Genomic DNA, 16,152 nt, shown 5'->3' with positions numbered 1-16,152 from the left:
AATCCATTTTGGTAGGACTGGCAAAATATTACCTGCTTTTTTCAGCATAATGTATGCAAGTTTTTTTTCAAAGCTATGTTTTAAGAAATGTCCTCAGCCTTTAGGAATAATATCGAGAGTTTTGCAACTGAGATTAAGGTTTGCACATTCATCAAACGTTATTTAGAAGGATATCGCAAACATCCAAAATTAGATAGCACCAAACTCAAACTTTATAAAAACTTAATTATTTAACCAGAGTAAAATTTAGCAGATAGCTGACACTGTAAGAAGCACAGCAGCATATCAGAATCAGCCCTTACTCATATTGTGTAACAAGGGACACATTTCTCTAACCAAGTCTTTCCATAAAGCCTGTCAATTGTTGTAGCGGTTTGTGAGACAGTGAGGCTGATTGGTAGGGGTGAAGAATGTCACCCTTCCCTTACAATTGGGTGTACCTCACATGAAGAAAAACTGCTACAAGTATGTGCAAACCCTATAATGGTAACTTGGAAATTGCGAGCTGCCGCTATGCTGTAGCAAAGCTATCACAAGTCATTCATACCAGTAAGGGCAAATGACCGAGTTACAAAATAGAGTGCTTAAAGTTATATCTACGTCTATCTTTAGGAAGATAAAGTTATAACAATTAGTTAAGATAACTCACTTTATGCAACAGTGAATTTACTCTCTCTAAAAAATATTTGTATTGGCATAAACTCTTGCAAGATCGAACTCTGATTGTAGGAGTGGCATCAATACTGTAAGGGATAGTTCCAACCATGAAATTACGTAGGTTGAGTTGAGGAACGAAACCCAACATTGACAAGCATTTGTCGTGTTTCATATTGATAAGTAAATTTACCAGTCATCAGGTTGTTGGCAAAAATCTGCAAGATAGAAAAGATATAAACTTGCAGCTAAAAATAGCTTTCAAAGTTTTTTTGGAAAATGTGCGGACTCAGGTGTTAGTTTCTTTGGGGCTGTGGGTACTCTCATAACGGGAGGGTTGCTGATAGTTAAGTATTGACCACAGCAGATACGGAAAACATGGCTAGTGCAGGGGAAAAGTACTTAGTTGCTCGTCAAAAGCAGATTAATCGCCGAAAAAGGATTATAACTTGGATTTCTATTGTATCGTTTGCAGGTTCTGGGGTAGCTGCAGTAGTTCCCACATTGCAACAGGTTGTTCAAAGTGGAACACCACAAGCAGAATCACCAGACAATTCATTGAAACAACAGGCGCGGGGTTTTGAGTTAGTTTTACAACGAGAACCAGAAAACCAAGTGGCGCTGGAAGGTTTGATGTTGTTACGTATTAAGTTGAAGGACAATAAAGGCGCTATTCCACTATTGGAGAAGCTAGTAAAGTTGCGTCCCGAACGGCAAGAATACAAAGTCCTATTGGAGCAGTTGAAGACGAACGCGGGTCAGCAGAAACAGCAAACTAGTAAGTAGTCTAAGCCTATTTGATACTCATTCATTAGGTAATTTGATAGAAAAGTCTCTAAAAAACTTTTTGTATAAGTAATAAGTTGTTACAATAAGCGGTCGAACAATGTTCAATGATAAGTCTATTTTGATAACGGGTGGTACGGGCTCATTTGGCAAGCAACTAGTCAAAACTTTGCTAAATCGATACCAACCTCGGAAAATAATCGTTTACTCACGGGATGAACTGAAACAGTATGAGATGGCACAGGAGTTCAACTCGCCCGTAATGCGTTACTTTATTGGTGATGTACGCGATCGCGATCGCCTGCGTTTGGCTTTTCGGGGTGTGGATTGTGTCGTCCATGCTGCTGCCCTCAAGCAGATTCCTGCGGCTGAATACAATCCCATGGAATGTATAAAGACAAATATTCACGGCGCAAATAACGTCATAGATGTAGCAATTGAGCAGGAAGTCGAGAAAGTCATTGCCCTATCAACAGATAAAGCAGTCAATCCGATTAATCTTTATGGAGCGACCAAGCTAGCTGCCGATAAACTCTTTGTCGCTGCTAATAATATTGTTGGAGAACTCAGAACTCGATTTTCTGTCGTGCGCTATGGTAATGTCGTCGGGTCTAGAGGGTCAGTGGTTCCGCTGTTTCAAAAATTGATTCGGGAAAAAGCACTAGAGATACCCGTTACCGATCCGCGAATGACTCGCTTTTGGATTACACTCCCACAAGCGGTAGAAATGGTGCTAAAGAGTTTTGAAAGGATGCAAGGGGGAGAAATCTATATACCCAAACTTCCCTCAATGAAAATGATAGACCTTGCTGAAGCCCTAGCGCCGGGAGTGCCAATAAAGATTGTTGGTATTAGACCGGGGGAAAAACTGCATGAAGCCATGTTTTCTGCTGAATCTTCTCACTTAGCAATAGAGTTTGAAGATCACTACGTCATTAAACCGACTATTCAGTATAGCCAAGTTTTAGATTATACTTGTAATGCTTTAGGTGAAAAAGGAACTCCTGCACCTGAAGGGTTTGAGTATAGTTCCGACACAAATACAGAATGGCTGACAGGTTTCCAACTGCTAGATATGTTGAAGCAATGAGTCACTATATTCCCTACGGGCGACAAAGTATAAGTCAAGAAGATATCGATGCTGTTGTTAAAGTTTTGCGATCGGACTGGATTACGCAAGGACCAACTATAGAACGGTTTGAGCAAGCTGTCGCCGACTATTGTGGTGCAAAATATGCCGTAGCAGTATCCAGTGCAACAGCAGCATTACACATTGCTTGTCTTTCTATGGGTTTAGAACAAGGGGATATTTTATGGACATCACCAAACACATTTGTGGCTTCAGCAAACTGTGGGTTATACTGTGGTGCCAAGGTTGATTTTGTAGATATCAATCCCCGTACCTACAACCTCAATGTAAGTGAGTTAGAGCGGAAGTTGGCTTGGGCTGAGAAGCAAGGGTGCTTGCCCAAAGTCTTAGTACCCGTGCATTTTGCAGGACAATCCTGTGAAATGGAACAAATTTCTGCTTTGTCACAACGCTACGGTTTCAAAATCATCGAAGATGCTTCTCATGCTATTGGGGGAAGTTATCAAAGACAACCTATTGGCTGTTGCCAATTTTCTGATGTAACAGTTTTTAGTTTTCATCCAGTTAAAATCATTACAACTGGTGAAGGCGGTATGGTGCTGACAAATCAGGAGGATTTGTATCAGAAGCTAATCGGGCTTCGGAGTCACGGCATCACCCGAAATGTAGATTTAATGCAAGGGGAACCTCACGGTTCTTGGTACTACGAGCAGTTGGATTTGGGCTTTAACTATCGCATGACTGACATCCAAGCAGCCTTGGGCATTAGCCAGTTGCAACGGTTAGACGAATTTATCAAACGTCGCTGTTTTTTGGCTGAGCGTTACAATCAAATGCTGCGAGGATTGCCGCTTGTATTGCCGTGGCAACATCCCGATACTGAGTCAAGCTGGCATTTATATGTGATTAGGCTCAAACTAAATAAGATTGCTAAAACTCACCACCAGGTCTTTGAAGAGCTTCGTAAAGCAGGTATCGGTGTAAATTTACACTATATTCCAGTTCATACTCAGCCTTACTACCAAAAATTAGGATTTAAGTGGGGAGATTATATACAAGCTGAGTATTACTATCAGGAGACAATTAGTATTCCCATATATTATGCTTTGACAGAAGAATTGCAAGATTTTGTAGGGAATATGATAAAAAGCTTGCTTCAATAGATAGGACTTATCAAATTAAGTATTGAATCATGGGAAAAGAAAGCAATGATATTAATGTTTTATGTATAGGTGCTGGAACAGAACAGCTACCAGCCATTGAGATTGCCCAACAAATGGGACTAAGAGTTATCGCAGTAGATGGCAACTCTAAAGCAATAGGATTACAAGTAGCAGATCGAGGCATAATTATGGATCTGCGAGATAAGAAGAAAGTTATTCAACTAGCACAAGAAGCCAACATTCGCTGTGTGTTGCCTGTTCCTTTAGGCGCAATTTTGACAACGGTTGGAGCCGTTAATGATGCACTAGGCTTAAGAGGAATTTCTGAAGATGCAGCCAAGAACTGCACGGACAAATTACTCACGCGTAAAATCTTAGCAGATGCTGGATTACCTACACCAAATTTTGCCCTGGCTACTGATGCAGAATCACTTTTAAAGGCAGCAGAACAAGTTGATTACCCAGTAGTTGTTAAACCTCGTTATGGTAGTGGAAGCCTAGGAGTATTTGCGGCTAGAGATAAAACTGAATTTTTACATTGGTTACCGTGGCATTTTGAGCAAAGACAAAAAAGCAAACAATTAGAACAATCGATAGTTGAAAGTTTTGTCATTGGTCAAGAAATAGGAGTAGATAGTTTTGTTAATGGCAACAATCATTCAATAATACTTATACGAGACAAGGAAATAACAGAACTTCCATTTCGATTACCTTATGCTTATCTAACTCCCACAAATCTTACTAATTTTGTTCATGCTAAAATTAACAAAATCATGACTACTGCTTGCAAAGCATTGGGATTGCAAGATTGTTTAGTTCATGCGGACATTATAGTTGATAAAACAGGTCAATTAGTCATTTTAGACATTTCTGGACGACCATCCGGTTTTAACATCAATGCAAAGATGATTCCTGCTGCGACAGGGATAAAAACTATCTACGAAGTCATTCAATTCTATCTTGGAGATAAAGCAGATTTCCGTTCCAAACATCATCAAGGATCTGTTTTGCGAATGCTTTCCGCACCAACAGGACGTTTTTTAGCAATTGAAGGAATAGAGAAAGTTCGTGAAATGCCAGGAATTGTTGCTGTTGAAACCTTTCTTGAACCAGATGATGTTATCCAAGAACGTCGAACTGGCGCACTAGGTTATCGCGTTGGTTACCTCTTAACCCATGCTCAAACAAGAGAAGAAGCAGATCGCCTTTGGTACACAGCAGCTAATGAAATTAAATTTTACGTAGAGGAATAGTAAATTATGAGCCAAATGTATTCTAAACTCACTCTATCGCAAATTAATGCTGAAAATAAGTCTTTTGCTACAAAGGAACTGAAGCAGCATAAATTATATTATCCAAATGAATATGTAGTGCGTTTTCTTTCAAGTCTTAAGACGGATAAAACCGCTCTTAAAGAAGGTCTAGATATTGGATTTGGCTCCGGGCAGCATTTAAATTTACTTATGGATTTTGGTTATAGAGCTAGTGGAGTAGAACTTGTTCCCGAAGCAGGGGATCTCGTGAGGGAATTATACGGAGAAAATCCACTTCTTGGTGATATTATTATTGATGATTTTCGTAATGTAAATTTTTGTAAAAACAAATTCGATGTTATTATTTGCTGGGGAACTTTGTTTCTCTATCCACTTGAAGAAATTTCTAATATTTTAAAGCTAATATTTAACACTTTACGTCCTAATGGAAGGATTTGTGTTAATTTTCGTACTAAAGATAACTGGTTTTATGGGTTGGGAAACCAATTAGAAAATGAGCATTTTTTCTTGGATGAACGAGCTGGTGCATATGCAGGATCTCATTACACATTTCTTGATGAAAAAAATGTCAGGGAACTAATTCATGAAGCAGGATTTCAATTAGAAAATTTAGAACGATGGGATTGGTGTAAAAACAATATGAAGGAAAAGCATAGTTGGTGGATAGTTTGGGGAAAGCGTCTTGATTAATTTTCAGTAGAGGTAATAGACTGCATTTATCTTAAGAAGCTTAAAGCTTTTGATATTCTCAATCTTTTAATTATAAAGTTAACATTTATTGTTAGAGGAATGGGTGTCTATTCCAAAAAAATGATTTTCAAAATACATCTGGGATAGAAAATTATCTGCAGTTAGAGATTTAGTCAAAACATTTGGAATTAGTTACTGAAGAAGCATTGAATTTTGACGATTATGAAGGCTAGAAAACTTTAAAAATGATGGCAAAAAAATACTCAAATCTGGAAGATTTTTTTGGCATTTTCTTTCAAGTTTTTATAGTTTTCTTTGCAATCAAAGTATTAACAAAATTAATCAACAATTCAAGCGGCAAGCATACTACAGTTTTGATAAAGGATAATATCGTGCCTAATTTTATGATTGGGAAAATTCAAGTAGGAAGTGATGCTCCTCCTTTAGTTGTAGCAGAAATTGGTGCCAACCATGATGGCGATGTTAAAAAAGCAGAATTATTGCTTCATCAAATAGCGGCAACGGGAGCAAAAGCTGTTAAATTCCAAACCTATACACCAGAAGAACTGATATCTGACTATGAACGAGTTATCAGTTGGGGATCTTCAGGAAAAGAACGTAAGGAACGTATAGGCGATTTATTTCAACGCCTAACTTTACCGCGTGAGGCTCATGCGGATCTTTTCCAACTCGCTCGTGAGTTAGGATTGGAAATTTTTTCAACTCCTTTTAGTGAGGAAGGGGTGGATTTCTTGATGGGACTAGATGTACCCTGCTTTAAAGTTGCTGCTTCTGATGTAAATCATCTACCAATGCTACGTCGTATTGCCCAAACAGGAAAGCCTGTTTTGCTATCACTCGGTAAGTGTACTTTGGCAGAAGCTGATACTGCCATAACAACTTTATTTGAAAATGGTTGTAGTAATTTATGCATCATGCATTGTGTTGCCCAATATCCCGCACCGATAGAGGAGATGAACCTACGAGTCATCCCTACCCTTGCTACTCTTTATCCCGAATGTGTAATTGGGTTTTCTGACCATAGTTTGGAAATGACAGCATCAATTGCTGCAGTTACCTTAGGTGCTAGGGTAGTAGAAAAACACGTTACGCTTAATCAGGATGATGTTGGACCAGATCATTGGTTTAGTCTGGATATGGCGCAACTGAAACAGCTAATTTGTGTAACAAAAGATACTTATACTGCTCTAGGTCATCCTCGAAAGCGTATTCTTGCTTGTGAAGAAACGGAGCGCAAAACCTCAATACGTTCTTTGGTATTGCGTCATAAGGTAGTAGCAGGTCATCGTTTACAAATTGAAGATATCAAAGTTGTCCGCCCTGGTGGAGGAATTGCGCCACAATTTCTAGATGCTGTCTTAGGAATGAAAGTTACTGTCGATTTAGCAGAAAATACTGTGTTGCAATGGAAAATGTTCAAATGAATCGAGTTGTAGCTGGAATTCAGGCTCGTATGGGTTCTACTCGTCTTCCTGGTAAATCACTTATGGATCTTGGTGGAAAACCAATTGTTCATTGGGTAATAGACAGAGTAAAAAGAGCCAGCCAAATAGATGAAGTTTGGATTTTGACTACAACAAATCCTGAAGATGACGCTCTCGTAGAAGCCGTTGAGAGAAAAGCTAGTGTACTGCGGGGAGACCCTCAAGACGTTCGCTCTCGCTACGAACAACTCATTCAAAAAACTGAAGCTTCTTTGATTTTTAGGATTACAGCAGATTGTCCTTTGGTTGATTGGACTTTATTGGATAGTTTAGTTGAGATAAAACAACGAAAAAATACAGACTACAGCCATATTCTGGCTCAGCCTTATTATTCAACGAGTTATCCTAATGGATTTAATGCTGAATTGTTCACAAAAGGTGCTTTCAATAAGATGACCCAGTTAGGCAAGACTGCTGCAGATAAAGAACACGTAACACTGCCAGTAGATAATTTTCCAGAAAAGTTTAAAATTGCCCGACTGGCTCCAGTTCAAGAGTTATCACGACCTCATTGGAAACTGAGTGTAGATACTAATAAAGAACTGAATTTAGTTCGTTTAATTGTAGGCTGTCTCGGTACCAATGCTGAAAATGCCTGTGCAAAGGATATTGTAGCTGTTCTAGATGCACACCCTGAGTGGCAACGTGATTATGAGGAAAACCTTAAATGAGCTTTTCAGTTGTGCTACAAGCTGCTGGTGGCAGTGCAATAGGAGTTGGTCACCTGTCTCGAACAGCAACTCTGGCTAATGCTTTAAGTAAGACGGAATTTTGGGAAAAAGTAGTGTTGTTGTGGGAAACCACTCCAGAGCTTGCTGCACGCTTTCGACCTGCTAAATGTGAGGTCATGGTTGTTCCTGATTCTCAAGCTGCACTCACTGAGCGATCGCGTATTTGTCAACAGAAAGGGGTTTGTGTTTTGGTAACTGATTTACTGAACGTGCAACCTGAAGATGTGGTAACAGCGAAAAGCCAAGGATATCAAGGTTTTGTCCACATAAATGATAGTGGAATAGGACGCTTTGTTGCTGATATGTTAATTGATGCCGATGCGTTTAAATCCCCAGAAGACTTACCAATTTCTTTTACAGGGGTGGGATTGATAGGAGCCCCGTACCTAATTATCCGCGAATCAATCGCTCAATTACGTCCTCTTGCACCTTGGCAAGGAGAAAGAGTGAGTAAAGTACTAATCACTTTGGGTGGAGCCGATCCTGAAAATCTTACTCTCCAACTAGTTCGTAGTTTATTGCATCAAGACATCAATTCATCCTTCTGTGTTACTACTGTCATAGGTCCGGCTTTTAATCCATCACAAGTTAGTCAATTGGAGCTTATTGCTAACATCAATAAAGATTTAAGAATATTAAAATCTCCCAATTCTCTAGCACAGCTAATGCTAGATCATGACCTAATTGTTACTTTAGGAGGCATCACTTCATACGAAGCAATGTGTTTGGGAAAACCTTGTGCGGTAGTTGCCTGGGGTCCCATGAAATATTATGTAGAACAGCTTAGTTTGATAGGTTTATTGAAGGATTTAGGTGAAGTTAAAAATGCGGCAATGCACCTCTTTAAATTCATTCAAAATATTGATTTACTTCATAAAATAGCAAGAGCGGGATGGCAAAATGTTGATGGTAAAGGAGTAGATCGAATTGTAGATAAAATCTCTAAACTAGCAGAGCAAATTGCTTCTAAAAATAAACAATAAATTAAACATTAAATAATTATTTTAAATATTATTATTTAAAATAATTGCTTTTAATGTTGTAAAAATATGAAACAAACACAGAAAATTAATCCGAAGACATCAAAAGACTTAATAGGTCACACAACTAACACTAAATAGTACTATCATGCTAACACTCAAAGAAACTCTCTCTAATCAAAATAACCTTTACCATCTCTGTTTAAACAGCCATTTCCAAACCCACGAATTTTTTTTCGGAAATGCTTTTTATGGAAATGATTTTATTTTAAAACAATATGCAGGATTGCCAGAAACTTATCCTTTAAAAGCTGTAATACCACATGGTGTGTATCTTGGTGATTCCATCTGGGAAGCAGAAATTTATTCTCCCCTGCCTGTAATATTTGCTTACCCTTCTTACCATGAAAAAACATATATTAATTTAATTCAAAAAAATACAATAAATAAAGTAGTTATTCCATCAGCGTCTCCATTTTTATATTTAGTTGAATTATTAAAAGAGTATCCAAAACCTGAAAGAAAGGGAACAATTTTTTTCCCAGCGCACTCTACTCATCATGTTATAGTACAAGCTGATTGGGAGAGGCTTGCAGAAGAATTACTCAATCTGAGTGAGGAATATCAACCAGTTACAGTTTCTATTTATTGGAAAGATTTTGAACTTGGAAGACATATTCCCTTTCAGAAGCGAGGAATGCGAATAGTTTCTGCTGGTCATATGTTTGATAAAAATTTTTTACTTCGCTTTTATCATCTCTGTTCTACACACCGTTATTCAGCTAGTAACGAAATAGGCTCAAATCTGTTTTTTTCTATAAAAGCAGGTTGCTCTTACTTTTATATGGATAAATTTCAATATTACTATACCGCTGAAAGTGAAGAGATTTTAAAACGTGATGTACATCCGACAATAAGCGGTAGAGATGAAGTGTTGAAATCACTGTTCAAGAATCCCAAACCATGCATGACAATCGAACAACTGAAAACAGTAGACTCCTATCTAGGGGCTGAGTATTTGAAATCTCCTGAAGAATTGCGTCAGCAGCTTCTTTATGCAGAAGAATTATTTAAAAAAATAGAGAGTTCAAAACAGCTTTTCTCTGTAAATGGTAGCAGCAATAAATTCTATCCCAAAATTATTGTCGATGGTGTCTGCTTTCAGCTAGCTCAAACTAGTATTACTAAAACTTGGAAATACCTGCTTCAAGAATGGGCAAATTGTGAATTTGCTAAATATCTCACTGTAATTGACCGAGATGGAACTGCCCCTAAAATACCTGGTATTAAATATTACAATTTACCTGACTGTGATTACGATAATACTAATACTGAGCGGCAAATGCTGCAGCAGATCTGCGATGAAGAAGGAGCAGATGTATTTATTTCTACTTACTACACCACTCCGATAACAACTCCTTGGGTGTTAATGGTTTATGATATGATACCAGAGATGATGGGATGGGATTTAAATCATCCTATCTGGAAAGAAAAGCATTACAGTATTCAACACGCAACAGCCTATATAGCTTTTTCAAAAAATACTGCAGATGACTTACTTAAAATTTTCCCCAGTATTCTATTAGAAAATGTAATAATTGCTGAAAATGGTATTGATTTGACCAGATTTTCAGTAGCTTTTCAAGAAGAAATCAATAGTTTTAAAACGAAATACGGAATTTCTAAGCCTTACTTTCTTGTGGAGGCAAGTGGTAGTGATTACAAGAATAACCTTTTGTTCTTCCAAGCTTTTGGGCAGCTTGTTAGTAGTTCTGGATTTGAAATTGTATGCACTGGTAACAACTCGGTATTAGAACCTAAGTTTAGAACATACACTTCAGGTAGTATTGTTCACATATTGGCTCTGGAAGATAAAGAGTTAAAAGTTGCTTATTCTGGTGCTCTGGCACTGGTTCATTTATCAAAGAACGAAGCCTTAAATTTACCTGTACTAGAGGCAATAGCTTGTGGTTGTCCGGTAATTGCTGGTAACAATTCTTCAGCAATAGAAGTCGTAGGAGACGCAGCAATATATGTAAATATTGATGATGTAAATGACTTGATAAATGCTCTTTGTGATATCCAAAAGCCTGGAGTTCGTCGTTCATTAATTGCTGCAGGTTTAAAACAAGCTAAAAATTTCTCTCTGTCAAAAATGGCAAAAACAGTAAGTTCTACCTTGATAAATGCTACACTCTTGCCTTTAAAGCTTAAGGAAATAAATCTCATTATTTTCCCAGATTGGTGCCAATCAGAGGATGCAATCAGTTTGGATTTAGAACGAGTGATTCAATCACTGATGACTCATCCTGATTGTTCTCATATAACCCTACTTATAGACACTAGTAATATTTCTATTGATGATGCAGAATTGTTGTTATCTAGTGTAACTATGAATTTTCTAATGCAAGATTTAGATGTTACTGAAGAACTAGAATTTTCTCTTATAGGAGAATTATCTGCAATTCAATGGAATGCTCTCCAGGCTCATATTCAAGGGAGAATCATTTTGGAAAATGATAATGAAGATGCGATCGCGCAACGAGGAGCAGACAAAATTCCGGCATATAACTTAAATTAACTTGAGTCTTCATTAATACCGTAGTCGGGTGGGCATTGCCCACCCCATTACTTTTCACGTAAGAACCAGGGATTTAGACCGAAGTACTAGTTTAGACATAGCTATTTCTAGTCGATCCACTGTATTGGTTAAACTGAAATTAGATAATGCTTTTTGCTGTCCCTGTCGAGTCATTGTCTCCCATTCTTCAGGATGTTTGAGTAAGTAACACAGCCCATCCGCAAGGTCGAGGGAATTCTCAGACTCAAAAATTAACCCTGTTTTACCATGTTCTACTGCCTCTGGCGAACCTCCCGTGTTGCTAGCAATAATAGTCAAACCTGCGGACATTGCCTCGACTAAGCTAATACTGAAAGGTTCTTGAAACCGGGAAGGTAACACCAAAACATTTTGCGTGCGGTACAGTTCCTTGAGTTCTTGACGTGAAAGAACTCCAGCAAATCGAATTTGATTTTGCAAACCTTCCGACTCAACAAATTGCTTCACTTCCTCTGCAAACTCAGGTATTAAAGTACCTCCTGCAAAAGTTGCTGAAAACTCAACACCTTCGGCTTGTAGCAAACAAAGAGCTTCTATAAGAACATCAGCACCTTTGTAAGGCATCAGTAAACTGGCATATACGATGTTTAGGCGATCGCGAGGAGGAAGTTCTGCCTGATAGAAGTCAGCAACAGCAGCGCCTGGATAAATAGTTTGAGCAGTCTCAACTGGATAGCCCTTTTGCTGTAACCCGTCTCGAATCCAATTGCTACAAGTAACGTACTCGTGTAACGGAGTTTTGGGAGCAACAGCAGGTATATAACCAGGATGTTCATTCATGATGTAATGAGCCACTGGTACGTTATCTGCTAAAACCTTTTCCAAAAGTTCCACTCCCAAAAAATCAATGTTACCCGATAGACAAACATCTGGTTGAAACTCTTTTAACACCAAAGCTAAGGTCTTGCGGTTATTAAAAGTTCTGATTGCCATTTCCTCAATAGACAACCTTTGGGGTCCAATATTCGTCCATTCTCCCCATAACTCCAAACAGCGTCGGATTTCGGGTTCTGACTCCAAAGTTGTGCAGTTAGAATGATATTCTTCCGTATTACCCGTCAACACCAGGACATCGTGACCGCGAAGATGTAACTGTCGCGCACAGTCTGCTATTTGACGCTCATATCCCCCAATGACTTGTGGGGGATAAAGATTTGTAATAATTAAAATTCTCAGCTTATTCAAAACTACCAACCTTATATAAATTAAATGCTTTCAATATAGTTTGCCCACATCTGCTTGTAAGCTCTCTCCATCTCCCGAGTAAATTGCTTGCTATTCCACAAAGGCGCTGTTTGCCTTGACTGTCGCAATTTCCATGAAATTTGCTGTCTTAATACGGGGTCTTTACCCAAGCGAACGCCCCATTCTACATATTCTTCATCAGTCCAGGCAATGCCTTCTTGAATACCAGCATTTACCATCATGGTGTAACTATTGCGGGCAGCAAATTGGTTTCCAACTTTTGTGACTAAAGGAATACCCATCCACAGAGTTTCTAAAGTTGTGGTAGCACCGTTATAGGGGTAAGTATCCAGCACGATATCAGCGATACCCAAATTAGCGCGATGAACTGCTTCTAAAGCAACTTCAGGGAGAAATCTCAGCCTCGCGCAATCTACCCCTTCTTCCTCTGCAATTCTTTCAAAAAAGGCTTTGATTGATTCTTGGTTAGCGGAACCCTTAATTAAAAAGTAGCTATTGGCCACTTCTTTCAAAATTCGCATTTGCAAGCGCACTGTGTCAGGATGGCGCTTGTATCCTCCCTGAGAACTGAGATAAACTACAGCATCGCTAGGAATATCCAACTCATCACGGCGTAATGTAGGTACACCTACTTCAAATCCATCCACAGCAATGTATGTTTGGGGTAAGCGCCAAATTTTTTCACTGTAGTAATCACCAGCTTCTTCTGGTAGAACATAGGGGTCAGCAATAAAGTAATCAATTGTAGGTACCCCTGATGCATCCCAACCCAACCAACTGACTTGCACTGGAGCAAGTTTTAACGCCATGACCTCGCAACAAATATTTAGTGTTAGGCTATCAAGATCCACTAGAATATCAATTTCATCTTGATAAATTCTTTCTGCAATTTCAAAAGTATCTATTCCTAGCTTATGCGCTTTATCAACATTATTAATATACCATTCATGTAATAAATCATCAGTGGTTTGCTGAGAACTGACTTGATAGGAGTTGGCAGCAACAAAATAACCATAAATTTGATATTGCTCTCGGTTATGATATTGAAATAACCATCGTGCCAACCAACCCACGGAATGCCTTCTCATCGATTGAGACAAGTAGCCAATTTTTAAAGGTCTAGTCGTATTAGGAATGCTGGGAGCTACGTGCGATCGCTGGCGATATCGCTCTACATATTCTTTTCCATAATTTTCAATATTAAATTGGCACAATTGAGCTATTTGATTGTGAATTTGTCTATTAGTATGCGCTAAGTCTTGAAAGTAAGGGAAAAAATAAGTTGAGTTATATAATCTTACAACTGTAGCTTTGTCCAGCAGTGTAGGTTTTTCTTCTAAGAGTTTCTCTATAAGAGACTCCTGTTCCTTTAATACCAAACAAGCTTCTTCCCAGCGCCCACCTGCATGCATTAACCCACGCAGTATCAAATTATTAGCAAATACTCTATCTGCAAGTGTCTTTGTCAGGGCATAGCATCTTCTCGCCATTTCTATGCCTTCGTCGTAATTACCAATATTTTGATAGAGGCTAGAAAGATGCCGTAATAATTCTGGATTGGAAGGATTTACACGAAGACATAACTCTGCTAGGCGAGTTGCTTGTATTGGTTGTTGTAGCGAAGAGGCAATTTTTATTGCTGCGAAAAGCAGTACGAATAAACAATCAGGTAAATTCTTAATAAAGGGTATACAGGCTTCTGCAAATTTTACAGTTAAATCGTGAATTGGAGCAGAATCTATCACTCCTTCCAGAATTTGCAGTAACCACTGAGCATCAACATCTGAAGGTTGTTGCGAACCCAGAAGTTCAATGATTCCCAAAGAAGCTAACTCATCTCCAGTAAAAGTGTCCAGTTTAATTGCTAATTGAATTAGGTGCAAAAGATTATTTAAATCCGTGGGCTGAAATTCCTGTATTTGATGCCTAATTATCCAAGCAGTTGAATAATCTTCTTGCTCCAAACACCGTTCGGCTTCTGCTTGTAGTACCTGCAAGAGTTCTACATTACACTCATCGGTTTGTTCTGGTGTATCCTCCATTATTGCCATTAACCAAGTTGCTTGTGCTTCTGTTTCTTGCCCTTGCAACAACAACGTTAATCCTAAGTACCAATAGTGTAGTTTTTGTTCTGGGTCAATGGTGATTGCTTGTTCATAGAGGCTTGTAGCCTTGTAATAGTCCTTCTGAATTAAGCATTGATAAGCTTGCTGAGAAGAAAGAGTATAATTAACAACAGAGTCATGAAAAATCATAAAATAAAGCTTAATAAATACTGTAATAAATTAACCTTGAAATCATATCTTGAACCATCTTCTTATAGCAAAAATTAAAGCCCAAAAAGCTTATCTTTTCGTAGGTGATCGCTACCCACCAGCCCTTATTAAGAAGGTGCAAGATGTCAGTTAACAAAAATTGAGTGAGTAGTTCACCCTACTCACTCTTGCTGTAAATTTATTCCCAATACATTTCCATATGTTTTAATGGGATTGCGTCGCTACTGCCTACTTAACTATTTTCATACTAGCAGGACAGCCACCAGTTGCGTTACCGTCGCCTACAGGATCACCCGTAGCCGGAGGGTTTAGAGCTGGAGAAAGAGCCTCACACATACTGGCTCTAGTAAGTGATTCTGCAACACCATCTACGGTTTGGACTTCTGTAAACACAACACCAGCATAGGATTTTAGTTTAGCAGCCCGTGCCCTACCTTTGTTAGTGACCAAGGACCCTATCGTCGTAGCGTTCCCAGTAATATCAAAGATGTAGTTTTCACTTTGACTCTTAATACCAAGTGCCAAGTTGATAAGTTGTGTGGTGAATTTATTACTGTTTTCCAAATAGTATGCCTGTTGTGCCCGGTTCATAGCACCAACGTTTTGCTTTGCTTCTGACTGTCTGGCTTTGTTAACTTGGTTGAGGAGTGAAGGCAATGCAATAGCGGCTAACACACCAATAATAATGACTACGACTAATAGTTCAATGAGTGTAAAACCTTCTTCTCTTTTATTTTTGCGACCGTGAAGGTGTTGTAGGAATTTGACTTGCAATTCTGGCTGAAGCATAGGGGTTCTCCTGAAAATTGGGGGTTCTTAAAGTTGATTCCTTTCTTCTACAAAGAACTTACCCATATCCGATCGCTTTCATATCACTATGCACCAAAATTTTCTTTTATGTGTCAAGTTAAAAGCTCTAACATAACACAACCAAGTGTCTCTAGCCATAGTAGTAGCTGCTGTAGGATGTGAAAGGCTTCCTCTTCATCGGTAGGTTTTAGCAAAAAAGGATAAAAGATCAAGGATGAACAATAGATTGATATATAGAAGTCCCTCAATTTCTTGGTGGGGTTTACTTTATACAACCTACTGAATCCTTCATACTTCATGTTTGATTGATGCTTCCTACTGTCCAAAACAGTTTGCAAGCTTATTCAACCTTCAGTTTTCCCAATTT

12 protein-coding genes are annotated in these 16,152 nt (G+C 38.6%); 9 read left to right on the top strand and 3 right to left on the bottom strand.

Annotated elements, in window-relative coordinates:
- Positions 1-1,032 precede the first annotated feature (1,032 nt).
- The 9 genes from ACYRY3_RS31370 to ACYRY3_RS31330 all read left to right on the top strand — a co-directional run bounded on the left by ACYRY3_RS31370 (position 1,033) and on the right by ACYRY3_RS31330 (position 11,454).
- The gene (locus ACYRY3_RS31370; protein WP_460205619.1) at positions 1,033-1,440 is read left to right on the top strand and encodes a tetratricopeptide repeat protein; all 408 of its coding nucleotides are present in this window, start codon (positions 1,033-1,035) and stop codon (positions 1,438-1,440) included.
- A 100-nt stretch (positions 1,441-1,540) separates the two neighbouring features.
- On the top strand, positions 1,541-2,530 hold the full coding sequence (pseB, locus tag ACYRY3_RS31365) for a UDP-N-acetylglucosamine 4,6-dehydratase (inverting) (protein WP_460205573.1): 990 nt from the start codon (positions 1,541-1,543) through the stop codon (positions 2,528-2,530).
- A complete protein-coding gene (gene pseC, locus ACYRY3_RS31360) occupies positions 2,488-3,693 on the top strand; it encodes a UDP-4-amino-4,6-dideoxy-N-acetyl-beta-L-altrosamine transaminase (RefSeq protein ID WP_460205572.1) in 1,206 nt (401 codons plus the stop codon). Before pseB ends, pseC begins: the two co-directional genes overlap by 43 nt.
- Before the next feature lie 29 nt (positions 3,694-3,722).
- Positions 3,723-4,946: an ATP-grasp domain-containing protein gene (locus ACYRY3_RS31355; protein WP_460205571.1), complete on the top strand. Its 1,224-nt coding sequence runs from the start codon at positions 3,723-3,725 to the stop codon at positions 4,944-4,946.
- A gap of 6 nt (positions 4,947-4,952) precedes the next feature.
- Complete coding sequence (locus ACYRY3_RS31350; protein WP_460205570.1) at positions 4,953-5,657, top strand: class I SAM-dependent methyltransferase; 705 nt, start codon at positions 4,953-4,955, stop codon at positions 5,655-5,657.
- 392 nt (positions 5,658-6,049) lie between these two features.
- Entirely contained in the window at positions 6,050-7,102 is a 1,053-nt protein-coding gene (locus ACYRY3_RS31345) for an N-acetylneuraminate synthase family protein (RefSeq protein WP_460205569.1), read from the top strand.
- Positions 7,084-7,833 carry a cytidylyltransferase domain-containing protein gene (locus ACYRY3_RS31340; RefSeq protein ID WP_460205568.1) on the top strand — a complete coding sequence of 250 codons (750 nt, stop codon included), beginning with the start codon at positions 7,084-7,086 and terminating at the stop codon, positions 7,831-7,833. Before ACYRY3_RS31345 ends, ACYRY3_RS31340 begins: the two co-directional genes overlap by 19 nt.
- The gene (locus tag ACYRY3_RS31335; protein WP_460205567.1) at positions 7,830-8,876 is read left to right on the top strand and encodes a hypothetical protein; all 1,047 of its coding nucleotides are present in this window, start codon (positions 7,830-7,832) and stop codon (positions 8,874-8,876) included. Before ACYRY3_RS31340 ends, ACYRY3_RS31335 begins: the two co-directional genes overlap by 4 nt.
- A 145-nt stretch (positions 8,877-9,021) precedes the next feature.
- Positions 9,022-11,454 carry a glycosyltransferase gene (locus ACYRY3_RS31330; protein WP_460205566.1) on the top strand — a complete coding sequence of 811 codons (2,433 nt, stop codon included), beginning with the start codon at positions 9,022-9,024 and terminating at the stop codon, positions 11,452-11,454.
- A 54-nt stretch (positions 11,455-11,508) separates the two neighbouring features.
- On the opposite strand, the gene ACYRY3_RS31325 is transcribed toward ACYRY3_RS31330, so the two are convergent.
- The 3 genes from ACYRY3_RS31325 to ACYRY3_RS31315 all read right to left on the bottom strand — a co-directional run bounded on the left by ACYRY3_RS31325 (position 11,509) and on the right by ACYRY3_RS31315 (position 15,764).
- Positions 11,509-12,678, bottom strand: coding sequence for a glycosyltransferase family 4 protein (locus ACYRY3_RS31325; RefSeq protein WP_460205565.1), 1,170 nt, complete (start codon positions 12,676-12,678; stop codon positions 11,509-11,511).
- 20 nt (positions 12,679-12,698) lie between these two features.
- Positions 12,699-14,954: an O-linked N-acetylglucosamine transferase, SPINDLY family protein gene (locus ACYRY3_RS31320; RefSeq protein WP_460205564.1), complete on the bottom strand. Its 2,256-nt coding sequence runs from the start codon at positions 14,952-14,954 to the stop codon at positions 12,699-12,701.
- A 249-nt stretch (positions 14,955-15,203) separates the two neighbouring features.
- Complete coding sequence (locus ACYRY3_RS31315; RefSeq protein ID WP_460205563.1) at positions 15,204-15,764, bottom strand: type IV pilin-like G/H family protein; 561 nt, start codon at positions 15,762-15,764, stop codon at positions 15,204-15,206.
- Between the last annotated feature and the right edge of the window lie 388 nt (positions 15,765-16,152).

This window comes from Scytonema sp. NUACC21, assembly GCF_054684315.1.
The sequence above is the reverse complement of the archived record's forward strand: the minus strand, read 5'-3'. Positions and strand labels throughout refer to the sequence as shown.